The organism is Paenibacillus senegalensis JC66, from assembly GCF_000285515.1.
In the GTDB taxonomy this organism is placed as follows: domain Bacteria; phylum Bacillota; class Bacilli; order Paenibacillales; family NBRC-103111; genus Paenibacillus_L; species Paenibacillus_L senegalensis.
Map to the genome: position 1 here is coordinate 428996 of NZ_HE610957.1, position 23871 is coordinate 452866.

The following is a 23871-nucleotide window of genomic DNA, read 5'->3' on the forward strand; positions in this document are numbered from 1 at the left end:
TCTAGACTATGGTAACATAACGCTAACATAAGAAAATGGGTGAACGTACATGGCCAGATCAGACCGGTTGAGTTTCCAATCCAAAATGAGTGCAATGGCGGAGGATCTCCGCAGTAAAATAAAGTCAGGAGAGTACGCAAAGGGACAATATTTGCCTCCTGAGCTAATTTTGACTAAACAATATGCCCTTAGTAAAAAGTCGGTTAGACTTGTCCTCCAGCGGCTAACCGATGAGGGTTTGATCAGCAAACAGCCTAGAGTAGGCACTATCGTCAACGGTTTCCCTGATAAAACAACCATCCGCTTCGGGATTTACCCTTCCATGAACTCGGAAACAGACATTCACACTCTTATCCATCAGTTTCACAACCAGCATCCGGATATTCATATTGAACCGATCGAGCTTCCCTATTCCAATGTGGAGAGCATTAAAACCATGATACGCCTCGGTATAGTAGATGTAGTGACCCTCAATTTGATGGACTGGTATCAATGGAGGCCTGAGGAGCACGATTGGCTAACCGAGCAGCCTTTGGCAGAGGAGGTGCCCGACTTTTTGCGTCATCCGTTTATGGAAACCCCTACTGCCCGTCTGACTGTTCAACCGTTCGTTTATTCACCGGTCATCCTATGTTATAACAAGCAGCATTGGCAGGAAAAAAGCTTGCCTGAGCCGGAGAGCGGCTGGCACTGGGAACAGCTGTTCAATGTGCTGCGCGAGTTAAGGGCTCCTAATCGTTACGCGTTCGCTTTCCAGCTGTTTTCTATTAACCGCTGGCCATTGTTTTTCTTGCAGCACCCGGATTTTCCCGACTCTGCCAGCCTGCAAGGAATTACGCGGCTTCGCTCCTTCATCCACGAAAAGGGCATGTTTCCGCTGGCGCTCGCGCAAGGTGAATTCGAAGCGGAGAATCTATTTAGGGAGCAAAAAGTTTCGGCCATTCTGACCACCTATTATCGGCTTAATGATCTGCGCGAATCGAATGTTCTCTTCGACATCGCTCCATTACCCGCTTGGGCAAACGGCAATACGCTTCTGCTGGTAACGGGTCTTGCCATCAGCCGGGCTTCCGTTCATCAAGAACAGGCAAGCAAGCTGGTCAGCTTCCTCATGTCGGAACAGAGTCAGAGCCATATTCGGCAAAACACTTTTACCTTGCCTGCCCATCAACTGGCAGCTCAAAAACCCGTCCTGCTCAAAAACCTGCCTGCGAAGCTAAACCTTTATCAAACATACCGTAATCAATATAAAACTTACGGTGATTTGGGCTATCCGATCCAGCAGCTGTTTCAGCTCTCGAACCAGCTTAAACTCTACGCCATTGGCTTAATGGAGGAGGAACAGTGGCTCGCTATCCCTTCCATGCAGGAAAATCTAGAGCATGTCTAAAAAGGTGAGCAGTCGCCATTCGGCTTGGCAGGATTTAATGAAGCAATTAGGATAAAATAAGGAGGGAACCAATGGGCACGAATACAGGGATCAGCAGCAGAGAATACAATACTCAAAGAACGGTTGGGGTGTGGCTGCTTTATATCGGAGTTATCATTATAATATCTGCGGCCGCTGGCGGGGACTTATTTATACACCCTTATATTATGGGGTTCGGTTATTTTGTCGGTTTTTTATTAATCCTTGTTTTGCCTTTTGTAAACAACAAATTATCCTATGGCAAAAATACTAAGTTTCAGGATCGAATGGATAATGTGTCTGTAGCGGTAACGATCGTTCTCTGTACGATTTGCGGGCTGGTTATCGGTACAGAGGACTTGAGATTGCTGTGGTTATGTATTTTGACGATCATTGGTGTTCATTTCTTTGGTTTTTATTTTTCTCAAGGGAAAATCATGCTTCTGTTAGGGGTATTGACAACCGCAAATGCTGTAATGGGTATTCTGTTAGCCGATATTCCATTTCTATTGTTGGCCGCGATTGACGGAATGTTGAAGGTGGTATTTGGAATTAAAATGCTGTTTATGAGACGACCGCCAAACCCTGCCAGTATTGACGTTGACTAGCGAAGAGACTGTCCAATAAGTTCCCAAAACAAGATGTTCGCGTTTTCCCCCGGGTTTCGGCTCATTCTATGCAGATTATTGCATATATATAAAACAGGGGCCTGTCCGAAAGCTGCTTGTTAGTGATACCTTAAAAAGTCAACACCCAGAATGCTGTAAAAAACAACATTTCTGGGTGTTTTATTTTGACACCTTTACATTGGAAGAGGACCTATTAGGCCCCTACTTCCATGAGTATTGGCCGGATTATGATTTGCGTTGTTCAATCGCCCCAATACTCGATGCTGGCAAGAAGTGCAGGGGCATCAACCGGCAAATCTGCTTTGACGATATGGAACAGCTCCTCGTTTACAGCTCCGTAAGGCGAGTCATTCCCGGACAAAAGAAGAATCGAATTATAGCTTCGGATAGATTCATCCATAGTTGGCGGCAGCAGGTTAACGAACGAATCGTGTGACGAATACTCTGACTTCAAATATTGGATAAAAGCAGTATGTTCCTCTTCATTGCTTAAAAAATGCAGCTCCAGAAAGTCACGATCTATCGAGGAGTGGCCTATGCTTTCTAAAAAAGCGGAAGGAAGCACTTCTTCTCCGTCATCATCATAGGCGCTCTCGACATATGCCACCAGTTCTTCTTCGGAGGAGAAGTTGGCCCCCCATATCGTTATAATATGTCTCATTTTAATCCACCTCCACCTTTATTTCGGTTTTCAGCATCTTGACTAACTCCCTAAGCTTGTTACCATACCAAATTTCGATCATAGGCGACTCACTCAGCCTACAGCCTGTTATCGCCTGCGGATGAAACAGACTGAACGACTCCTATTCATGTTCATTACTCCAAACCTTTCAGTTCCGGCAATCCCTCCGCGCGCCGCTTTTCTATAATATATTGCACGTACCACTCGGGGTTCTCATTAGACCGGCGAGCAATATTGCATGAACAATTCCCGCATTGAAGGAGTATCAAGGAAAATATCATTTCCCTGCTCATCGCGTAAACGATCGATCCCCATGCTGTTGCCTGCTTGAGACAATATTCAGTTCCCTATCAACAGAAACAGGATATTTAAGATTGCAACAATCACAATAAGCCATAAACAAAAGTTCATGTTCAACCGGCACCTCTCAATACCAGCTTTTTATTTACCTAAACCTCTGGCTCAGCAAAAAATTCGGGAAATTCATTCTTCAGCTGATAAGGATCGCTGCTTTTAAAAGCTTGGACCCGCTCAGCCTTTACATGATCTATACTCGAAATTTGGCATGCTTTTTCTAACGGCTAGTCCGCTAGTTGTTATTAAGCGCTCCAGCAATAAATGTGCTGCACTGCTATTTGACAGAAAAATCCCCTCCCCTGATTGGCTGGATATATTATACAATACCTGTCCTGCTTCAACTAGATCAGTCTCCAAATATATTTGCGGGGACGAGCGCTAGTGCTGCAATGCGAAGCTTTCTCCTGCTCTAGCTCTGCAGAGCGAAGCTTTCTCCTGCTCTAGTCCTGCAGAGTGATGACTTCACTTTCTAGCACCGCTGAGTAAAGCTTTCGCGTGCGTGACTTAGTAGGCGGAATTTTCAAGCAAATGTCATCTTTGCTTGTACAGGTAGGCATTCCTCCTATCGTTAGGCCCCACGACCTATATCTGGACAATCCCCCTTAAGTCGTATTGACACTCTCGTAAAACACATGGTAAGTTCTACATGAAATATGAACCACATATATACCACAACTCTAATGAGGAGGTGCTCCAGTAACTACCGTTCTGCCCCTATGGATGATCTCCAATCACAACCCGAAAGCAAGATCATTTAACGAAAGAGGGGAATTCTCCATGACTACCGTTTTGTTTACATTTAAATGGAAGCGCATACAGACAGTCGGTTGTATCAGTTTGGTCGCGGTCCTGTTGCTTAGCCTATTTCCTGCCCGTCCCGCTCACGCTTATGTGGACCGGTCGTTTAGCGCCCCTATCGACCTTGGCTCCCCGATTCAAAGCATAGCGATTTATGATTCTGCCTATGGTGTGGAAAACGGCAGAGATGTCATGTATACCACTACTTCCGGTAACCCGGCGCAATTCCAAGTTATCGATGTCCTAAGTCAGGAAGTACTGCGTGTTTTTCCGCTGCCGGGCAGTGAAAGCTCCTGGACGCATTTGACCGTCCCTGATGGAACTGTCTATATAGGCGGTAATGGTAAATTGTATCAATACTCGCCGCAAACACAATCGTTAACCGATCTCGGCGGTATTGGCGAGTCCGTCGTATACGGCTTGTCTCATGACGAGCAAGGTAGAGTTTATTTTGGTTCCTATCCTAACGCAAAGATTGGAAGATATGATCCGGCTACAGGAGAAATGAAAGACTATGGTACGGTAGCTCCGGGACAAAGTTACACCCGCTCCACAGCCTATCATGACGGATATATTTATGCCGGGATTGGGACATCAGCTAGTGTGGTCAAGATTGATGCGGAAACCGGGGAAAAAGAAACGATCGCTTTGCCGGATTACCCCGGTGTAGCGCTCACGGGAACGGTTAATCAGCTGGATGTAGCCGGACGTTATCTCGTAGCCGGGGTGAACAGCGGAACGAGCCCCCTTCTCTTCTATGATCTTGAACTTCAGCAGTGGAGCAGCACTTACTATGAAAACAACCGGGGTATCCGCTTATCCTACGGCGTCGAGGGAAGCAATGTTGTTTATTTTATCCGTAACGGCCAGTTAATGGAGCTGAACATAAATACCCTGCAGCTGGAGGAAACAGGCCTGGCTTATGGCTCTTACCTGCGGAATTCAACCTGGGTAAATGTGCCTAATGACCCTGATCTTCCCGGTCTTTCTTTAATAACGGTTACCTTCGGCGGGGGAATCGTGTTTTTCAATCCACAAAGCCAAATTGTCAAATCTGTGCAGTATCCGATTCAAGGAAATCCGATTCCTATCCAAGCACTTGAAACCGGTCCTGACGGCAAGCTGTACATGAGCGGTTATCCTGGCGGGCAAGCGGCAGTTTACTCTCCGGATACTGATAAGTTTCAGATGTTCCCGCTCGGTCAGGCTGAAGGTATGACCAGCTTTGGCAGTAAGCTCTTTCTAGGTGTATATCCAGGAGCCGCTATCCATGAGCTTGACACGAACAAGCCTTTACAGGCATCGGTCAACCCTGTTCAGCGCTTTACGATTCCGCATCAGGATCGTCCGTTCAGTATGACTTCTGATGAGAAAAGGCTATTTATTGGCACAATCCCGGATTATGGAGAATTAGGCGGCGCCTTAACGATTTATGAGCCTGAGACCGGGTCAGCTCCTGTAGTCCACGAGAACCTGATTGAGAACCAGAGTATTGTTGGACTAACCGTTGCTGACGGTAAGCTGTACGGCTCTACCACAGTGGCAGGGGGGCTGGGCATCGATCCGGTGGAAACAGCAGCCAAGCTGTTTGTATGGGACATTGCGAGCGGAACCAAGCTTCAGGAATGGGTACCTGCCATACCGGGAATAAGCTCCACTCCCCGTATGATCAGCGGATTGACGGCAGGACCAGATGGACAAATATGGGCTGCCGCGGATGGCACGCTCTTTGCCTTTGACCCCGACACTCTCGAAATCACGAAGAGCGAAACGATTTATCCCGAAGTATCGAATTATGGAAGATGGCGCCCTGTATATATCCGTACTGGCGCAGATGGTCTCTTGTATACGACATTGGCCGGACGCATTACCGTCGTGGATCCAGACTCTCTGGAATCGGTAACGCTGGCCACCACCCCTCTTATGACACTGGGGCACGACGGCCACATTTACTATGCTGATGATACTCAGTTAATGAAGATTGAAGTAGGTGAGGGTACAGGCGAATTCCCCGTGACGATTCAGCTGCCGCTGGCCAACAGCTCGTTCGAGGAGCCGTGGGAGCCAGAGCAAGCGGTGAACGGCTGGCCTTCCCTGTTTACGATTACACCTAACGCAGCCTACAGCATCAGCAATGAACGTGCTGCTGATGGTCAATACAGCTTGAAGCTGACTGATGCATCGACAACAGAGACGGTAGCTTTGGCTTCAGAACCTCTGCCCGTTCAGCCGGGAGAAGAATATAAAACACGCTTGCAAGTGTATTTGGAGTCAGGGCGCACGCTGGCTTCTATGAATTTCTATGACGAAGCAGGCACCCAAGTCGGCGGGCAAAGCGTGCAAATCACCTCCGGCCACGGCCAATGGATCCCATTGGAGCTCGCAGCCCATGCACCGGAAAATGCGGCCACGGTTCGGGTGGTGTTATTCTGTTCGCAGCTGTGGATGACCACTGCATTCTACGATGATGTATCGATTTCGTATACGCTGATGGTCTCTCCGCAAAAGCTTTTGACAGCCATCGAGGATTTAACAGCCAGCGGTGATCTCCGGCATCCGTTAAGCCAGCAGCTAAGCAACGCCGTTAGGAAAGCAATTCATCATTACGATCATGGACGGGAGCGTCAAGCGCTTCATCAATTAGCCAACGCGAAGAAGCATCTTGACCGCGCTCGGGATAACAGCATCACGAGTGACGCCAGGTCCACGATCGCTGCGTACTTGGAGGCAATCATGGCGCGTTGGGCCGATTAGCTTTCCATTGGAATCCTATAAACGTATAACCACCAGGTATTCCACACGGAGCCTGGTGGTTTTTTTACATTGCTGCGAACTTACTCAGCCTTCTTTGTAGCGTTTATAAGCAGCATTATAAAGCTCCATAAATTCAGACAAGCCCATTCGGTTTAACTGCTCTACGTAACGATCCCACTCATCTAATCCACCGGTTATAAATTTTGCCTGCATTTCCTTAACATATGCGTCAATGTCAGCAAGGAGCTGACTCATTTGCTGTGATTCATCCGGCATGTAGCTGAACGCCGGCCACACCTCTTCCGGCTTATAAGGAGCGACCCGGTCCGCCGCTTCAATCATTGCAGGCAGCGCGGCTTTAAATGTACTTTCCTTAACGATACCGGGGTAAGAGCCGCCCGCCCAGGTTAAAGACTGCATAAGCACCTGCTCAAGTGTTCTTCCATCCGGACTGTTAGTTATGTTCTCTGTGTACTGAAGGGTTCCGTCCGGAAGCGTCTCATAGGTTTCCCCTTCCCACCCCATAAAAAATTTAAGATTTCCTTCATCCCCATAAAAGTAATCAATCCAGCGAACCGTTTCAGCCGGATAAGGATTTTGGTTTGTAATAACAAATGAGCCTGGAGCTGCGAGCGGTGATCCATAAAAAGAGAAAATCCTGTCTCCATGCGGTCCTTCCAAGGCAGGGGCTCCTACATAATTGGTCAGTCCCATAAGCGTCTCCATACTTGTAATAATGGAAGAGCCGTAGTTTCCTTCTTCAGTCCCTCTAGCGTAAAACTCGTTGCTCGTAATCGTATAAATATCTTCATTAAGCAAGCCTTCTTTGTACAGCTTGTGAACGTACTCCATTATTTCTTTAAATCTAGGGTCTGTAGGAATGAACCGAAGCTCGCCAGACTCCGGGTTTACATCAACATAAGGATGAGAACGTCCACGATTGCCTAGTCCCCACGCTCCTTTCAAATGGTTAACCAGATTATCTGGGCGAACCCCCGCATAGGGGATTTCATCCAGAATACCGTTGCCGTTTAAATCCGTTTCTTTAACCGCTTTCAAATAGTTATAAAACTCATCTGTTGTTGCCGGCGGGTTCATCCCCAACTGCTCCAGCCAGGTCTCGTTCAACCACAAGGGGGAACTGACGAGGACGTAAGTAAAATCAGGATCATAGTACGTCGGGAAAGAGTAGATATTGCCATCCGGCATCGTAAGTCCCTTACGCAAATCTTCATTATCATCCAGCAGCTTTTTAAAATTCGGAGCGTATTCGTCAATCAAATCATTCAGCGGGATAAATGTGCCCTCTCCCCCGTGCTTCATGATATCAGCTATAGTCAGCCTGGCGGTATGGAATGCATCCGGATAATCGCGGCTCGCCAACAATAGGTTGACTCTTTCATGCAGCGCATCTGTTGGCACCATCTGCCATTCGACGTTTATATTTGTCATCTCTGCGTACTCAGTGAACAGCCTGACCGTGTTCCAGTTCGAGTTGCTCGTAGGGGCTGCACCTGCAAGGAAAGTAAGCTGGATCGGTTCATTCACAATAGGAAAGCCGGTCAAATTCATGTTTTCACTAGGCGCGATTTCCTTTTCCCCCTCAGCTCCCTCCTTGCCACCTTGTGCACCGCAGCCCGTCATGAGCAGAGCTAAGCTTAGAGCGCACGCCGCGGTGACTGTCCTGTTCCTTCTTTTCATCCATAAATCCCCCTCTTTTTTAAAATTTCACCCTACCTCAGAAGAAATCGTTTACACAAAGGTCAGCCAAACGAAAAGGTACGGTTACCAAAGAAGCTCCAGGGCTTCAGCACCTGCCTGATGCGAAGGAGAGTGAGCCCAAATTACCTTTAGGGGTAATAATTATAACGATTAAGGGGATAAGCAGCGGCCAGATCGTTCACCGGTGACAAATGCATCAGATGCGGGGCAGAATATTTCTCGCGATACTGAGAAGCCGTCATTTTCTTAATATTCATAAAGGTTCGGTAGAAATAGTGTACGTTTTTAAAGCCAACAGCATAGGCAATTTCAGAAATATTCGACTTGCCCTGCAGCAGCAGCTGGCACGCCCGTTCAATTCTGCGTTGAACAATCGCTTTCTGGGGGGAAATTCCCGTATATTGGACAAATTTACGTGTAAAATGCTCATGGCTCCAGCCCGCCTCTCTGGCAAGCTCATAAATTGAAATCTGTTCATTCAAATGATTGTCGATGTAGTCCAGAGCCTTTAGAACCGGCAGAGAATGCCTGGTGTCCGAGATCGGTGGAAGCTTCGAGGAAGGAGAGCCCTTCAGCCCCTCCAGCTCCATTAAAGCGGAGACAAGCAGCGTTTTACAGCGTTCTTCCCACCTATATACCTTCTTATTCGAAAGAAATAATATTTGCTGAAGCAGCATAGGCACAATGGTTTCCTCCACGGAGTGTAGAAAAACCGGTTCTGTATACGCCGATTCGCTATCTCCCTCCGCCTCATCCCGCTCCCACCGAAACGTAACAAACAAATGACGGACCGGCTGTTTGGCGTCAAATTCATAGGAATGAGTTACATCGGGCGGCGTAATAATGACGCAAGGCTTGTTGAGCACTAACGATTTATTCGAGGTTACAAATCGGGTTTCGGATACGGCCGGAAAGTAAACGATTTGATAATTCGAGTGAAGGACCGGGCCATACACCCATCCAGGCTTAACGGTAAAGTCCCCGGATACAATGAGCCGGACCCGCTCGAAGTCAAAAGCGGATTGAACTAATTGAGAAGACATGGCAGGCAGCTCCTTTCTGACTGAATACAAGTATTATACCTTGCCCTGCCGCAAATTCGTTATCCTCCACCGGGTTTTGCACGCATTCCCTCCCACTTTGGGAGCGTACTGAATAACGCCACCCCCTGTTCATTACCGCCTCTCACACTTTGATAATTCTAAGTCAAGCATGCTTTCATTATCCGGGATAGCATTTACCTCCTCAATGCAGGAAAATAGTGATTTTGTGCACGAATTTGATTTTTACAAAAAAGTCCATGACAAAATATCATTTTTGTACATAAATTCACCCGTATGATGCATTTTCGTTTTATCCGTTTCACGTTACCTTTGTTAGAGAGAGCCATCAAAATTGTTTAGGAGGATTTACGCTATGACCGAAAATATCAAGGAAAACTATGAACGGGAAGGGTACGTTATTATTCGCGGATTGTTTTCGGAGGAAGACATTCACAGGTACAAAGAAACTGCCAGAGAAGTATTGAAGCAAAACGGAGTAGGAAAAGAAGGAGTTTATGTTGGAATGGCGGTAGCCAGTCCCGTTTTTAAACAAGCAGCTGCTCACCCCGTACTGGTTCAAGCACTCCAGCAAATCATCGGGGACAACGTTGTGTTCCTCAGTGATAAGCTCGTTTTCAAAGATGCTTCCACTGATTTCGGTTCGCCTTGGCATCAGGATTATCCCTATTGGAAAGGAAGCCACAAAGTTTCCGTTTGGATTGCTTTGGATGACGCTACCCCGGAAAACGGTTGCTTAAGAATTGTTCCTGGCTCCCATCTATTGGGGTCAGCCAGCCATGACGGAGATACTTCTGACGGTCTAGGTTTCAAAAATCGTTTGGAGAACAAAGACATCGAAGGACAGAACATCATCGATGTGGTTGCATCACGCGGAGACGCGATTATTTTCCACGATTTGCTGTACCATGCCTCCTATCCTAACAGCTCCGGTCAAGATCGTTGGGCATTAATCTCCACTTATAAGGACGGTGCTCAGGATGATCCTGAATATTCTTGGGCTAAAGCAGCATTTCAAATATAGCGGCTACGATCAACCGGACAACTATCTTCCTACCAATATCGCAGCCGCAATGAATGGAGTTATATAGTTATGTTTAGAAGAACTGATTGGTGCTGTACTGATTGGGGCTGTCCGAAAAATGGACGCGGACGTTCCGCCCGATAGCTAGAATAAGCAATCCCCAAGCAGCTAACCCGAGGCCAGCGGCCCCGTGGCGAATTGTATGCGGAATTGTATGCGAAAAACCGCATACATTCGCTGCAGTAGCGGGCCCCGGGCGAAGTGTATGCGAAAAACCGCATGCATTCGCTGCAGTAGCGGGGCTCGAGGCGAAGTGTATGCGAAAACAGTCATGCCATTGAATTCTCAGTCACAACTCCAGCATGAAAAGTAGCCACGGGTGGCGGGGTTCGAGGGCTTCGCGGGCTTGTTGCCTGCGGTTTGTACGAAATGTCGTACAAATGCATGGGGGTGAGGTGCGATTACCGGAGATTTGTATGAAACGTCGTACAAATGCAGGGGATTGGAGGGTGATTACCCAAAATCGTACAAATGCCGGGGTTTAAGAAGCTGCAGCCAGTGTTTCAGACGAAATCTCGTATCAAGTTATGTGATTAAGGCCGATTACCCGAGCTTGCTCATCATGCGGGGAGTATACGCGGGGGGGGTTATTTTCACAGAAAAACCGCATACAATCGCCGCTACCAGTTTGTTTTGTTCTACAGCATTCGTAATGCGTCCCACGGATACACGCTGCTTCATTCCGCATATGGAGTGATTGGCGAGCGATTGGCCGCGTCTTCTTTACCCATGCCCAAAACCGTGATTGCTGATGCGGGCTATGGCGGTGAGGAAAACTACTTGGATGCGGCGGGCGAAGAAAAACAGCCGCGATTTGATTTTCTCATACCCTAGGACAACTATAAGTGGAGATAAAAAGCGTGTGCGGTCACCTCAAGGGCAATCAGTCATTCCGACGGTTCTCCTTACGGGGAATGGACAATGTTCACGTTGAAAAGGTTCACGTTGAGGAGTTTGGGATTGTGGCATTGGCCCGCAACCTACTGAAAGTAGCAGGCCTCCGCCTCGCTACTTTCTTACAAAAACAACATGACAAAAAAAGTTGGACGGACACTACTTCCGCCCAACTTTTTATTTGGGGACTTTCCGGACAGCCCCTACTATATTATTTGCATCAAGATGACCCTTCAAACCAATTATGGATGAGATCCAGTAACCAACAGAGAAACAGAATTAGAAACAACCGTGATTCCGTCCAGCGTAATCGCAGCTGTAATCTCAGTACGTCCTGGATGCTTGGCGTGAATTACCCCATAATCATCAATCTCCGCCACCTTAGTCTTGCTGCTGTGATAGCTTATCTCTGCTCCGGAGAGTTCTACTGTAGAGCGCCCTTTTTCCAGCAATGCCGTAAGTGCTGTTGTGGTTGTCTCTCCGCGGCTCAGGCGAGTCGCTTTTACCTCCAGCTGAGCACCGGTTAAACCTACAACTAATGCCGGATCACTATACTTCATTAGCTCACTGCCATACTTGAAATAGAAGTTGCCAAAATCGTCCTGGGCCAATTTCTCCACGTTACTTTCTAGTAAAATCGTTACTTCCTTAGTCTCTGCATCAATCCTGATCAGTTTACTTGTATAAGTCCGATTTGCGACATAACCGGTATATATTGAGCCATAAATATGACCGTCTGTGCCTATCATGAATTGCGGATTACTGTGGGAATAATCAGCCGTCGGAAACTTGTCGTCGCTATAAACTATTTCCCCGGTATCTGGATTCATAATAAACAGCGTGCCTAATGCCATTCCCCAAATGTTGCCGTCGGGCCCCCAAAGCAAAGCGGTTACGGTCCGTTTCCCGGGTACAGGGGCTTGAGAGGACACTACCTTTCCTTGAGCTGTATCATAGATGGCAATCTCGCCGCTTCCTCCCTCCATAGAACTGGTAGCCATATAGAGCAATCCATCCCGGTATAATAGAGAATTAATAGAATGATTAGGAACAATGTGGCGCTTAACATCAAATGTATTAGTATTAGGATCATAAATAGTTAGCGCCCCGCCAACAGTACCGGCTATCGGATAGCTGCCAATGTATAATTTATTTTCTTCTTCCACGCCAAGCAAAGCGATTGGCCGATCCTGCTGTTGGCCAAGCTGGGCAATTCTGAACGGGTTTTGCGGCTGGCTTGGGTCGGTCCGGTTCCATTCTGCTGAAGGGTCATATACGAATACGGATGCATTAGGGTAACCCCCAAAATACATCAGTCCGTTCAAGCTGCCATATCCCTCAATCTGTCCGAGGCTTGCATGATGAACCGTTTCATTAAGTGTTGGAGAATAGATTCCCATTCCCCCTCCGGAAATAAACCCGGATGATAACATTTTTCCATCCACGCTTTTGGCAATGCTGAACAGCTCGACAAATTGAGGAGGAATAGGCAGCTCAGCCGTCTTTATATTACCGTTCTGCAGGTTATAGTAGAAGGCACGACCGCTGTTGCCTGATAATCCTACAAGGCTAATACCCGGAAAATCGGGATCCTCAAGCTCCACGTAATGAAACCCGATCGCCGGTCCCTTCACATCGGCATTCAGGGAGCCGTACTCCCCCGTTTCGATGTCATAGGCGTATAAGGACCATTGATTTCCTCCGCCCTCCACTGTCTCGTAATACGTATAGAATACGCGTCCATCTGGAGATACCTCCGAAAATCCCCGGGTGTTATAGGCTGTATTGTTAGTAACGAGCCACGTCTCCTCTTCGGGATCGTAAACGAACATTTCCGGGCCGGGATCCGTTCGTACAAACAGCTTGCCCCCGGTATACATTAAATCGTACACTGAAGTTTTTCCGGCAAAGCCCGGCGGGTTTAAGACACGGCTGGCGCCTGTCGTTAAATCATATTCATATAACCGGACTACATCAGCAGCGCCTGCATAAAGCACGTGACGGTCTTCATCATAAGCCAGACTGCGCAGATGGTACTCCCTGGTAGAGCCTTTAAAGGAGGTCAATGTCGTTGTCTGATCCGTGACGGGATCATACTCGAACAAGATTTGATTGTAAGCCGTCCCTCCATAAACCTTGCCGTCCTGACCGGGGACAAGAACCCAGATCACCGTCTCGGTCGATGCCGGTTTGCCGATAGCTCTTAGGTGATCCGTCAAAGGATCGTATTGAAACAAGGTCCCGTTCGGCGTGCTGCCCAGGTACACCTTGCCATCTGTAGCAACCGTTATCGCCCAGGCAGCTGTGGCAAAACTGCCGTCCAATGCAACCAAAGGCTTCTCCGCATACAGTTCGTTCGTATGCACATCCATCGCTATAAATTTAGCAGGATCTCCTTGCGCTACAGTGTAGAGGACATCCCGGCCAAGCGGGTCCCGGCCGTATGCCCCCTTCATGATAGTCAGGCTTGTGGATTGCGGTCCCAGACTGGTAATATAATCCGGTGTTTCATTAACCGTCAATTGGACATCGTCAACATAAAAGCTTCCCTCTTGCTGATCTGGTATAGTAAAAGCTACTTGTACCGCAGCCCCGTCTTTAGGAGCAGAGGCTGCAGCGCGGACTTCACTCCACTCGCCGATTGGTCCTTGGATAAGTCCGCTGACGATCGAAATCAATTCTTCATTGTTATTGTAAAAACGCAAATCCATAGTAGCCTCTGAGCCCAAAACGCGCAAAACTTCAGCAGATGCGATGATATTGTCAAATGGATTGACAGCAATCAAATCACTAACAATTCCAGTGGCAGTAAACGAAGCATGATGCTCGATAAAAGCACTCCGCTGTCCTTCTTTGTAAACAGCAGCGGTAACCTGGATAGGTCCGCCAGAACCGTCAGAACCGTTACTCTGCCATCCTGCAACTGCACCCGTGTCTTCATCGTCATTTTCAAAACCTCCATTCGTTAACCCTGCAGCAGAAAAACTCCCATGCTCGTTCATTTCCTGTATAACTGAAGCTTGAGCAACCAGCGGGAATGTGCTGAGGGTAAGAAAAAATATGAGGGTCCATAGGATCATTCGATTACGGCTTAATGACATTTGCTATCCTCTCCTGTCTGCTAGAAAGATGGTCTCGCAAGTTCCATAGGATGCAGTAAAATGTACACAGAAGTACTTATCCAAGCCATTTCTGCAAAAATTGATAGCTGGCTTTGCGGACCGCTTCCGGAAAATCATGACCGGCGCTGCCCATCCACCCGACGTAATGATCTTCTTTATCCAGAAAACTATACAGATGGCTAATTTCAAGTGAAGCCTTAGCAATAAATTCCCAATGAGGAAAAATAGGATCTTTTTGCCCCATCCAGTTAAAGAAAGGAGTAGGAGCGCAAAGAGCGGCTATTTCATGCCATTCAAAGGGCACGACTCCGTTCTCAATGTCTTCGCTTAAGCGGGGTATATGTGAAAACCAATAACGCAGCCCTCAGCGATTTGGATCCTGATCACCTGCAAAGGAGCTTAACCCGCAGCTCGAGACGATAGCCTTGACCCGCTCATCCATTGTAGCCAGCATAAAAGCATTATAAGCCCCCAAGGAGTGACCAACCGCTCCAAAGCGATTTGAGTCCACATAAGGCAAGGCTGCCAGTAGATCCAGGCCCTGCTGATGATCGTGAATCATGCGGCCAATAGCGGTGGAAGCCGGAAATTGCTTGTAAAATGGTGCAGTTTGATATGCATCAGCGCCCTCGTAAATTCTTTCACCAGCAGAAATCATATCTGGAGCCAGAACGACAAAGCCCCGGGAAACCAGCTCTATTCCGTACAAACGATTGGCTCTGCCTTCGGGCGTGGCCACATCGCCTTTGCCCAATTCACTCGTAGGATGCATGGCGATAATGGCCGGATAGTTTCCACTCGGATTCATGCTGGTTCCAGGAATTAATAAGTAAGCGGTCACCCAATCATCAAATCCGGTCGCATACCGCAAATGCAATCTCCAGTGATCCTTTTCCTTAGTCTCTGCCAAAATCTCATAGTTTAAGGCGACCCGTTCCGGTATTTCACCTAAGTAGTCTTTCCATATAATCAATAGCTGTTCTTTTCTCTTCTGCCAGTCTGAAATCGTTTTCAAACCATCCGTTAACGAAGGCCAATGTGTGGTGGTCAAAGCGGCGAGCGGATAAGCCATAGCCTCACTCCTTTCAAATTGTTGGCAGCGGGTAGCTCAGCAGCTTATTCCCTGCAGCCATATACATTGTTTCGTTTAAGACAGCCAAGCCCGCTGTGATCTTCTCTGGGGTTTTATCCAGCTGGGTAACTTGCGCTGTTGACAAGGTGATCGAGATGACCGATTGATTAAGTACCCCAACCACTCGGTCTGATGCGTATCTATGCATACCACCGTTAACGGGAAAACCCCAGGAAGACAAATCTCGTCGGGCGGCAACAACTCCGCTGTCCGGCTCCATTACAAAATAGACGGACTGCGACGTTAATCCATGAAGCCGGCCGGTCTCGTCCAATTCGACCCAGACGTATTCCCGTGCTTCCGGCAAAGGCTTCCATGACCGGTTTACGACACCCTGTTGCCAGTCGAACTCATAGATTTGGGCTGTCGAATCTACCGGCACGGCTCCCCCATGAGTTTCTACACTGGTGCCGCCAATGATGCAATTCGCTGATTTCTCGGTCAGACATAATGTACTGTGGTACGGAATCAATTGCTCATGCGTAAACAGCCTGTCTCGATCCTCCTCGAGATCGTAAAAGCAAAGTCCCCCGCCCACCATTCCGTAGCCGGGAAATCCGCCATAGACCATATGCTTTCCATCGCTAAGTGCCAAAGCGCATCGCGGGCGATGAATAGCTGCATGACTGCATACCTTTCTTGGATTTCGCGTACAGGGACCTGGACTGTTTGCACGTTCCGGCTCAGGGGAAGCGGCTTGATCAGGCGTTACCGGCAGACGAACATCAAACAAATGAAAATGACCGCCGGCATAAGCTGCCCCACCAATATAGCTGCCCGTCACTGCAAAAGCGGCAATATTGCCTCCCCCTCCCAGTTCTATAGGTCTCCCGCCGTAATCATGAAATAATTCGGTTAACGGATCAAATTGATAGAAATGAAGCGGATGCTTGGAGGTTCCATATACTTTGCCGTCCGGCCCGGCTACAAGGGTGCTGAGCGGAGTACCTTCCGTCGCGAAATCAAGCTTTATCCGCCGATGCCCACCTGTTGTAGAATCACGAAGCAACAGTTCACGCTCCGCTAACTCGAAGCTGACGACCTGGAGCTCACCTTCCAGCTGGCGATGTAGCTTGTGAAATCCGTCTCCCTCGTACAGGGATTTGGCAATGTCTGCGTAAGGAACTGATTCAGCCTTCCCATTGTACAATCTATACCATGGTAATGACGATGGCTCCTTCTCTTCCCGCAAATCCTGATAGCTCCAATGCCCGTATACCTGTCCGTCTACTCAGCGGTACACGACTCCCATACCCCGGGTCCGCTGTTCTTCTGGAACAAGGGAACGCAATTCTCCGTTTGCCAGGTGATAAGCAACGATCGTTTTCCTTTCGGTGCCTACTCCAGCGTACAGCCAGCCATCCTTCCCCAGTGCCAAATGACTGGGATACATCTGCCTGCTGTCCAAACGGGTAACTAGAACCGTCTGCTTGCTCACTCTATTAAATTTATATAAATGACAGGTAGGATAAGCGGTAAAATAGATCTCATCTTTTTCCGCATTCTCTTCAAAGCTAAATGACAGCAGCTCTGCTGAATATCCAACCGTCTCATAATAAACAAAGCTTTCCCGAAAAGGATCCAGCATCATAAACATGCGTCCGGCTCCTGTATAAAAATAGCCTAGACTATCACTAAAGGAGGCATAAGGATATTCACGGTTTCCTGCGGGAAAAAAGAGCTGCACGTTCCGCTCTGTCAATGGATCTACAATGACTACAAAACCTTTGGCTGCCAATACGATCCGGCTTTCTCCCGATTTGTTGGTGCACACGGCTCCCGTTCGCGATTCTTCTGCATGGACGGGAACTCCATGATTTACAAAGCTGTTCGTGCGTCCTTCATTCAACTAGAAATCCCCCTTTGCTATACAGGCACTCTGCCTATCCTTTTTTTGACGCTCCTAACTACAGGGCATTCTTCCTTCTATGTATCTAACCTGTATCTAAAAAGAAGATATACTTCTAACATGTGGTCTGTCAACATAAATTTTCCTTCTAGAAATAAAAAAAACCCAACATACAAATCGTTATTCCAATAAAAATATGCAAAAACATGTGATTAAAAGCTTCAATTTCTTTGATAAAATGCTATATTGTATCTAACATGTACTTTTTTTATTTTCGCGGTGAAAGAGGATAGGTGAATACATGAAAAGAGAGAAAAACTTTTTATACAGCAAACTGGCAAATATTTTAAGAGAACAAATCTATTCGGGGTACATCAGACCAGGGCAGTTTTTAATGTCGGAATTCGAGCTGTGCCAATACTATGGGCTAAGCCGGACTTCCGTGAGGAGATCTTTGGACAAGCTGCTGCAGGAAGGACTGATTATCAAAAAAACCGGCCAGGGCACGATGGTCTCTCCAGACCTTGTAATTCCAAAGAGTGAACGAAAGGTGCTGCGGATAGCAGTTACCTCCCCGTCCTATTTTGTCGATCATGTTATGCCGTTGATCACGACAGCTTTTCAGCAAAAATATCCTCATGTCGAGTTAAAGCTTATCCAGTTTCCTACAGTGAATTTTTGGGAGTCCGTCCGAACCATGCGGGAAAACGGAATCGTTCCGGACTTGATATTTATAACAGACCGGCAATTTAACGAACTCGATCCTAATGATAAGCATTATGTTGAATTAGGTGAACCCTTCAAGAACCAGCTGCGGCAAATATATCCCCGTCTGCTGGATGCCTGCCTCCGTCAAGACAAGCTGATCGCGGTCCCTGTTACGTTCTCCACTGTATATTTGGCGTACAATCCTCAGTTGTTTGAGAAATATGGGGTTTCTGAGCCCCGGGTGGAATGGACAAAGGAAGATTTTTTAAGAGCGGCTCAGAAGCTAACGGTGGATACTGACGGCGATGGCATTGTCGATCAATACGGCCTGCTGTTATCCCCCTCTGTTTATCGCTGGCCCGTATTTGCTCTGCAGCAGGGCATTACCCGTAAGGAACACCTGGAGAAGCTTGCTGTTGTCCGGACATTTACTTTCCTGCACGATCTTCTTTACCGTTATCGGGTTGCTACCTTGTCCCGTTCTTCCAACAACGAAATTAACTCCAGAGCCTTTATGCGGGGGAAAGCAGCGATGGTGATGACCACCTCTGTAGAGCTCGGCAACTGGCAAGGTGAAGGGATGGGCTTTGAAGCCCGCGTGGCCACTATGCCTTTCGGTCACAATTCATCTACATTGCTGCTAGCCAATACCTTTATGATTCCTACTGCAAGCAGCGAGCAGGAATTAGCTTTATTTTTCCTTGAGACCGCTCTCGACCCTTCGCTGCAGGAAACGTTAAGCCGGAAAACCGGTTTTTTATCGGTGCATCAAGCAGTGAACGAGAAAATATGGGATAAGCCGTATCTCAATTCCCTTCAGTTGCTGGATACACAGCTGCGTGATTGTTATTTTCTATATGAATGGATTAACAAGCCGAGCGTGCTCAAGGACTGGGAGCAGGAAATGGACTTCTTCTGGTCCGGACTCGAATCTGCGGAATCGTTCTCAAGCCGCTTTATTGAGCTTGTACAGACCTCTGCACCCGGAGATTCACAAGATTAAGCCAGCTTCGCCTTTTCACCGGCTCGTTAAAGCGTTTGACAGCTTCATAATCAAGAAAGCACAAATCCGCGACGCAACACACGGAGTTCTTGATGATAACCACGTTTTTTGAATATATTAGAAATTTTTACAAATAGTATGAAATTTTACAAACAGTTGAAGAATGGTAATGGGCGATTGTTTTAGAAGCAGATGCCCGCCATATTCTGTAAGGAGATGCAGCCTATGCGTATTGATAAAATCGAAACCTACTCCACTCCTCATTTATGTGTAGTGAGAATTACTACGGAGGACGGACTTAGCGGAATCGGTCAAACAGCTCCCGACTTTACCGATATCACCTGCAGGATCGTTCATCGGCAGCTGGCACCGCTGGTGCTGGGTATGGATGCCGGGCAAATTGAGGAGATATCAGACCGCTGTATCGAATCGACATACAAGTTCTACGGCTCTTATATTTGCCGGGCCGCTGCCGGAATTGATACTGCTCTATGGGATTTGAAAGCCAAACGTGCTGGCAAAGGCGTTGCCCAATTGCTTGGCAGCACAGCCTCAAGTGTTGATGTGTATGGTTCCAGTATGGATAAAACGATTACGCCAAAGCTGGAGGCGGATAGAATGAAGGCCCTCATGCAGGATAAGGGCTTTCGAGCTTTCAAGCTTCATATTGGCAAAGGAATCGGTAAAAACTTGGATATGTACCCGGGACGGACAGAAGAAGTCGTCTCCCTTGTCAGGCAGGCACTGGGGTCAGACAGCGAGCTGTATGTGGACTCAAAAGGTGCTTATGATGTCAACCGTGCCATCGAGCTGGGGCGTTTGTTTGAGCAGCTGGACATTGGCTTTTTCGAAGAGCCTTGTCCGTTCTGGCAGATGGAAAAATCAGCTGAAGTTGCACGTACTCTCAGTATTCCGGTAGCCGGCGGTGAACAGGATTTCTGTCTTGCCCAATGGGGACGTATTATTGAGCAGCGGGCCCTGTCGATTGCCCAGCCGGATATACTCTCCATTGGCGGTCTTACCCGTGCCTTGCGGGTAGCCAGGATGGCGGAAAAAGCAGGACTGTACTGTACTCCCCATAACAGCACCCACTCCCTGCTGCAGGTATTCAGCATCCATATGTACGCAGCTCTTGCTAATGCCTATCCGTTTCTTGAAATTTCGATTGATCAGGAGTATTTGGACCCCTGGACGAAAAACTTTTTTTACCCTGCTGTCGAGGTTAAAGATGGCAAAGTCAAGGTTCCCCGGGAGCCTGTGGGGAGTGCAAGTCAACCCGGATTGGCTCGACAAGGCACACTATGAGGTGAGTGAACGGCATTAAATGCCAGCTCATCTGCTCGCTTATCTTATCCTAAACGAATAGCTTGATGAGTTCCCCCATTTGCCCAGCATAGCCGGAATAGCCGTGTGCAAGAATAACAGCTTTGGGGGATTCTGTTCTGCCTTCCCCTCCCTCAGTAAAGATACAGCCGGGGCCAGATAATAGCAGTCAGACGTAGACCGTCATAGGACTGCAGCCTCCATTCTTTCACGGCTTGCGTCTCCCGCCACGAAAACGGTGACACGACTGCTCCTCCTTGAGCTACGTATTCCTCAGCAAAAATCCAGCAGGCCAGTTAAATCGCTTAACTCCCGGAATGGCTCTGGAATGCCGGGTACAAGCGATTCCTGCAAGCGGTTGATCCATACACATCGAAGCTCTGCTCCCTGGGCACCCAGCACATCATCCGTCTGGGAATCTCCAACATAAACCGCTTCTTCAGGAGACAAGCCGATGCTCGTTAATACTTGCTCAAAAAATCTCCGATCCGGCTTGTAAGCCCGCAGCTGCTCCGAGCTGAACATGCGTTCGATAGGCAGCTTGCTCCGCTTCAAATCTTCCCGTAATGGAAGCTCATCGCTATTGGAGGCAACGACTAGCATGTACCGCTCCCGAAGCTGGTTTAACACATCAGCAGCCTCCTCAAAACGATGTCGGTTTCCTAGCGTATCCAGCATGTATTGAACATCGGTTCTAGCGTCCCTGTCAAAATTGTAGCGGATATATAGCTTTTCCAGACTTGCTGCAAAGCACTCGGCCTCCGAGCGAAAGGTGCGGGACATGCATTCTTCCCGCATCTGCCTTTTCCACAGGCTGTAGAATTCCCGTTCATCAAGGACGGCTTGATTAACCTTGAGAATCTTTTGCACTGCTGTTATGGATCCGTTTCCCGTACTGATTAAAGTACCATAACAATCGAAGAGGATAGCCCTAACTCCGTCGTCTATCACTCTTTCAACCTCCTTCTGTCTATATCAATATAAATTCTGTAAAACTAAGCGCGGGTCCTTCTTTCCTGTATCAAATGTCCATTTTAAAAACCATTTATCAAGTAAACTAAAAAAGTCAGCCGCCTGATTGTACTCAAGCAGTTGACTTTGCAAGTTGAATTTACCGTTGATATAAGGATAATTACAAACAGCACGCTCATGTCTAACACCAAAGCAGCTTCTCACGTCAACGTGACGGCATACTACCGTAACTTCATACTACCGTAACAGCATACTAGACTGATAGAATCGAATCGTTCGGGTAGCACAGCCTTCCTGCCAGTCGTCGTTTCCCGCCGTTCGCTAGATCCCCGGTTTGCTCCATTTGACCTGGTTGATTTCCTCTTTCAGATGGAAGCATTGCTCCAAATCAATCCCGTGCACATTGGCCAGCCCGACAACGTAATATAACACATCGTACAATTCCTCTTCTATTGTGCCTTTAATCGTTCCTCCAGGCTCCAGTCTCTTGTCTTTGCGCAGCACTTCCGAGAGCTCTCCCACTTCTTCAACCAATTTTAAAAAGTAGGCATGCTTGTTGTCCGGGTTATGATCGGTTCGTCTGATATAATCTTGTAATGCCTGCAGAGTTATAGGCTTATCCATATTGCTGCCTCCGCTTTGCTTTTCCAGCTCAAGTTAAATATCCTATCTTAAGTCTATTTTCATAGAAATACCGGCTAACTGTTGGCCTTCGCCGTCTTTCATTTTTTTTACACTATAAGGAACAAATCCTACACTCGTATACAGCAGCAGCGCAGCCGTATTCGGATTATGACACACCAGATGCAGTTCTGAGACTTTCAGTTCCTCCTTGGCCCTCTTCAACATCGTCATCAAGAGAAATCTTGCGGCACCCTGTCCTCTTACAGATGGCGCAACAACAAAATTGCCCAGGTGGCACTTTTCCTGTTCCCAGCCATAAAACACACTGTAGCCGACAATTTCGCTTCCCTTTAACAGCACGGTTGGCAGGTGACGCTGCAGAGATACTTCATACAATTGCGAGCCTTGGACAGGGTAAGTCCCGTTGGGAAACATGTAAAATTGTTCCCGTGCGTTTTGCGGGAATGAGGCGATCGTATCAAAGTCTTCTTTTCGGGCATCGCGGTACTTGTACATGATCTGGCTCCCTTCGTTCGCCAATGTATTTCTTCTTAGCGCAGTTACATTAACCTCACCTAGACAGCCTATGATTCAGCAGCCAGGTGTAGAGCTTTCGGATTTCCATACACTTCTTCCATAACCGTCCAGAACTTAAATCATTGCCACGCTTGCGGATGCCATGAAGAAATAACAGAAGGGGCCACGCCTTATTCTTCTTTTCCTCATAGCCTGCAGGCTTGAAGAGACGGTAGCCCAATTCCACCTTCCTGCTAATCGCCTTCCGCATGACACCATTTTCTAGAGGCATAACAGACTCATTTCTACATGTCACCGTTTTTAATTGCTTCAGTCACCTTTTCTTTTAATATCCCGGAACACCTTGCCACCGCGCTCGTATTCTACATCTTTATAGCCTAGTCGGTAGTTCATAACCCGCGCCAGTGCAAAGAAATAATCAGACAAGCGGTTTAAATATTTTAAAACCATAGGATTGATTTGCTCTTCCTGGGCCAAGGCAACGACTCTCCGTTCTGCACGGCGGACAACGGTACGAGCCAGGTGCAGATAAGCAGATGCCTGCGAGCCGCCGGGCAGAACAAACCGCTCGACATTAGGAGCTTCTTCGATATAAGCATCGATTCTAGCTTCCAAATCATCAATCACGTCTTCTTCCACCTTAAAAGGCCTTCTTGCTTCCATTCCTTCCTTCTTGGCCAGATCGCTTCCGCAATCAAACAATATTTGCTGAATATTCTCCAGCTCTGCGCGAACTTCCTGCTCGGATTCGGGAATAAAAGCGATGGTCATACCGACCACACTGTTCGCTTCATCTACAGTTCCGTAAGCCTCCACTTTAGCACTTGCCTTGGATACCCTGCCGCCAACAATGCTCGTTTCTCCTTGATCCCCTGTACGTGTATATATTCGCATCAAATACCCTCCCACTTTATAGTTAAAATTAATTATTGTTTTCTTACATTTACTCATTCATCCTTAGATTGTCTGTGAAAATAAAACTCCCCGCATGATGGGCAATCCTTGGGCAATCGTACCTCAATCACAAAACAGCTACGAAATTTTGTCTGAACCACTGACTGCAGTTCCTTAATAGCTTAAAGACCTTGCATTTGTATGCATTTGTATGCATTTGTACGATTTGTCATACAAATCTCGGGTAATCACACCTCAATCCGCTGCATTTGTACGATTTGTCATACAAATCTTGGGTAATTGCCCTTCAATCCCGGT

18 protein-coding genes are annotated in these 23871 nt (G+C 47.5%); 6 read left to right on the forward strand and 12 right to left on the reverse strand.

Annotation, left to right across the window (positions count from 1 at the left end; all coding sequences use genetic code 11):
• The first annotated feature begins 49 nt into the window (after nt 1-49).
• Both PSHG_RS02210 and PSHG_RS02215 read left to right on the forward strand, forming a co-directional pair.
• Entirely contained in the window at nt 50-1390 is a 1341-nt protein-coding gene (locus PSHG_RS02210; RefSeq protein ID WP_010268809.1) for an extracellular solute-binding protein, read from the forward strand.
• A 71-nt stretch (nt 1391-1461) separates the two neighbouring features.
• Nucleotides 1462-2016, forward strand: a complete 555-nt coding sequence (locus PSHG_RS02215; RefSeq protein WP_010268813.1) for a DUF6609 family protein — start codon at nt 1462-1464, stop codon at nt 2014-2016.
• 262 nt (nt 2017-2278) lie between these two features.
• On the opposite strand, the gene PSHG_RS02220 is transcribed toward PSHG_RS02215, so the two are convergent.
• Nucleotides 2279-2698 (reverse strand): immunity 22 family protein, encoded by a 420-nt coding sequence (locus tag PSHG_RS02220; protein WP_010268816.1) that lies wholly within the window; start codon nt 2696-2698, stop codon nt 2279-2281.
• Between the two features lie 1155 nt (nt 2699-3853).
• On the opposite strand from PSHG_RS02220, the gene PSHG_RS02225 reads away from it, so the two are divergent.
• Nucleotides 3854-6628 carry an FIMAH domain-containing protein gene (locus tag PSHG_RS02225; RefSeq protein WP_010268818.1) on the forward strand — a complete coding sequence of 925 codons (2775 nt, stop codon included), beginning with the start codon at nt 3854-3856 and terminating at the stop codon, nt 6626-6628.
• Nucleotides 6629-6712: 84 nt separating this feature from the next.
• Here the strand turns inward: PSHG_RS02225 and PSHG_RS02230 are convergent, their stop codons facing one another.
• Together PSHG_RS02230 and PSHG_RS29140 are read right to left on the reverse strand one after the other, a co-directional pair.
• On the reverse strand, nt 6713-8329 hold the full coding sequence (locus tag PSHG_RS02230) for an extracellular solute-binding protein (protein WP_010268820.1): 1617 nt from the start codon (nt 8327-8329) through the stop codon (nt 6713-6715).
• A gap of 149 nt (nt 8330-8478) precedes the next feature.
• Nucleotides 8479-9393, reverse strand: coding sequence for an AraC family transcriptional regulator (locus PSHG_RS29140; RefSeq protein ID WP_010268823.1), 915 nt, complete (start codon nt 9391-9393; stop codon nt 8479-8481).
• Between the two features lie 373 nt (nt 9394-9766).
• On the opposite strand from PSHG_RS29140, the gene PSHG_RS02240 reads away from it, so the two are divergent.
• Nucleotides 9767-10435 (forward strand): phytanoyl-CoA dioxygenase family protein, encoded by a 669-nt coding sequence (locus PSHG_RS02240; protein ID WP_010268826.1) that lies wholly within the window; start codon nt 9767-9769, stop codon nt 10433-10435.
• 1196 nt (nt 10436-11631) lie between these two features.
• On the opposite strand, the gene PSHG_RS02250 is transcribed toward PSHG_RS02240, so the two are convergent.
• The 5 genes from PSHG_RS02250 to PSHG_RS02265 all read right to left on the reverse strand — a co-directional run bounded on the left by PSHG_RS02250 (nt 11632) and on the right by PSHG_RS02265 (nt 17492).
• On the reverse strand, nt 11632-14490 hold the full coding sequence (locus PSHG_RS02250) for a hypothetical protein (protein ID WP_010268829.1): 2859 nt from the start codon (nt 14488-14490) through the stop codon (nt 11632-11634).
• Nucleotides 14491-14566: 76 nt separating this feature from the next.
• Entirely contained in the window at nt 14567-14815 is a 249-nt protein-coding gene (locus PSHG_RS29145; protein WP_052310041.1) for a hypothetical protein, read from the reverse strand.
• 60 nt (nt 14816-14875) lie between these two features.
• On the reverse strand, nt 14876-15583 hold the full coding sequence (locus tag PSHG_RS26400) for a dienelactone hydrolase family protein (RefSeq protein WP_052310042.1): 708 nt from the start codon (nt 15581-15583) through the stop codon (nt 14876-14878).
• A gap of 13 nt (nt 15584-15596) precedes the next feature.
• A complete protein-coding gene (locus tag PSHG_RS02260) occupies nt 15597-16835 on the reverse strand; it encodes a hypothetical protein (protein WP_148497609.1) in 1239 nt (412 codons plus the stop codon).
• A gap of 39 nt (nt 16836-16874) precedes the next feature.
• A complete protein-coding gene (locus PSHG_RS02265) occupies nt 16875-17492 on the reverse strand; it encodes a hypothetical protein (RefSeq protein WP_010268839.1) in 618 nt (205 codons plus the stop codon).
• Between the two features lie 301 nt (nt 17493-17793).
• Between PSHG_RS02265 and PSHG_RS02270 the strand changes: the two genes are divergently transcribed.
• Together PSHG_RS02270 and PSHG_RS26405 are read left to right on the forward strand one after the other, a co-directional pair.
• The gene (locus tag PSHG_RS02270; protein WP_010268841.1) at nt 17794-19203 is read left to right on the forward strand and encodes an extracellular solute-binding protein; all 1410 of its coding nucleotides are present in this window, start codon (nt 17794-17796) and stop codon (nt 19201-19203) included.
• Between the two features lie 225 nt (nt 19204-19428).
• The gene (locus tag PSHG_RS26405; RefSeq protein ID WP_010268843.1) at nt 19429-20508 is read left to right on the forward strand and encodes a mandelate racemase/muconate lactonizing enzyme family protein; all 1080 of its coding nucleotides are present in this window, start codon (nt 19429-19431) and stop codon (nt 20506-20508) included.
• Nucleotides 20509-20799: 291 nt separating this feature from the next.
• Here PSHG_RS26405 and PSHG_RS02280 read toward each other — a convergent pair whose 3' ends face one another.
• From PSHG_RS02280 to PSHG_RS02300, 4 genes are all read right to left on the reverse strand, one after another.
• Entirely contained in the window at nt 20800-21477 is a 678-nt protein-coding gene (locus PSHG_RS02280) for an HAD family hydrolase (RefSeq protein ID WP_010268846.1), read from the reverse strand.
• 342 nt (nt 21478-21819) lie between these two features.
• Nucleotides 21820-22122, reverse strand: coding sequence for a MazG nucleotide pyrophosphohydrolase domain-containing protein (locus tag PSHG_RS02285; RefSeq protein ID WP_010268848.1), 303 nt, complete (start codon nt 22120-22122; stop codon nt 21820-21822).
• A 42-nt stretch (nt 22123-22164) separates the two neighbouring features.
• Entirely contained in the window at nt 22165-22638 is a 474-nt protein-coding gene (locus PSHG_RS02290; RefSeq protein ID WP_010268850.1) for a GNAT family N-acetyltransferase, read from the reverse strand.
• Nucleotides 22639-22968: 330 nt separating this feature from the next.
• On the reverse strand, nt 22969-23553 hold the full coding sequence (locus PSHG_RS02300; protein ID WP_010268854.1) for a cob(I)yrinic acid a,c-diamide adenosyltransferase: 585 nt from the start codon (nt 23551-23553) through the stop codon (nt 22969-22971).
• Nucleotides 23554-23871 lie beyond the last annotated feature (318 nt).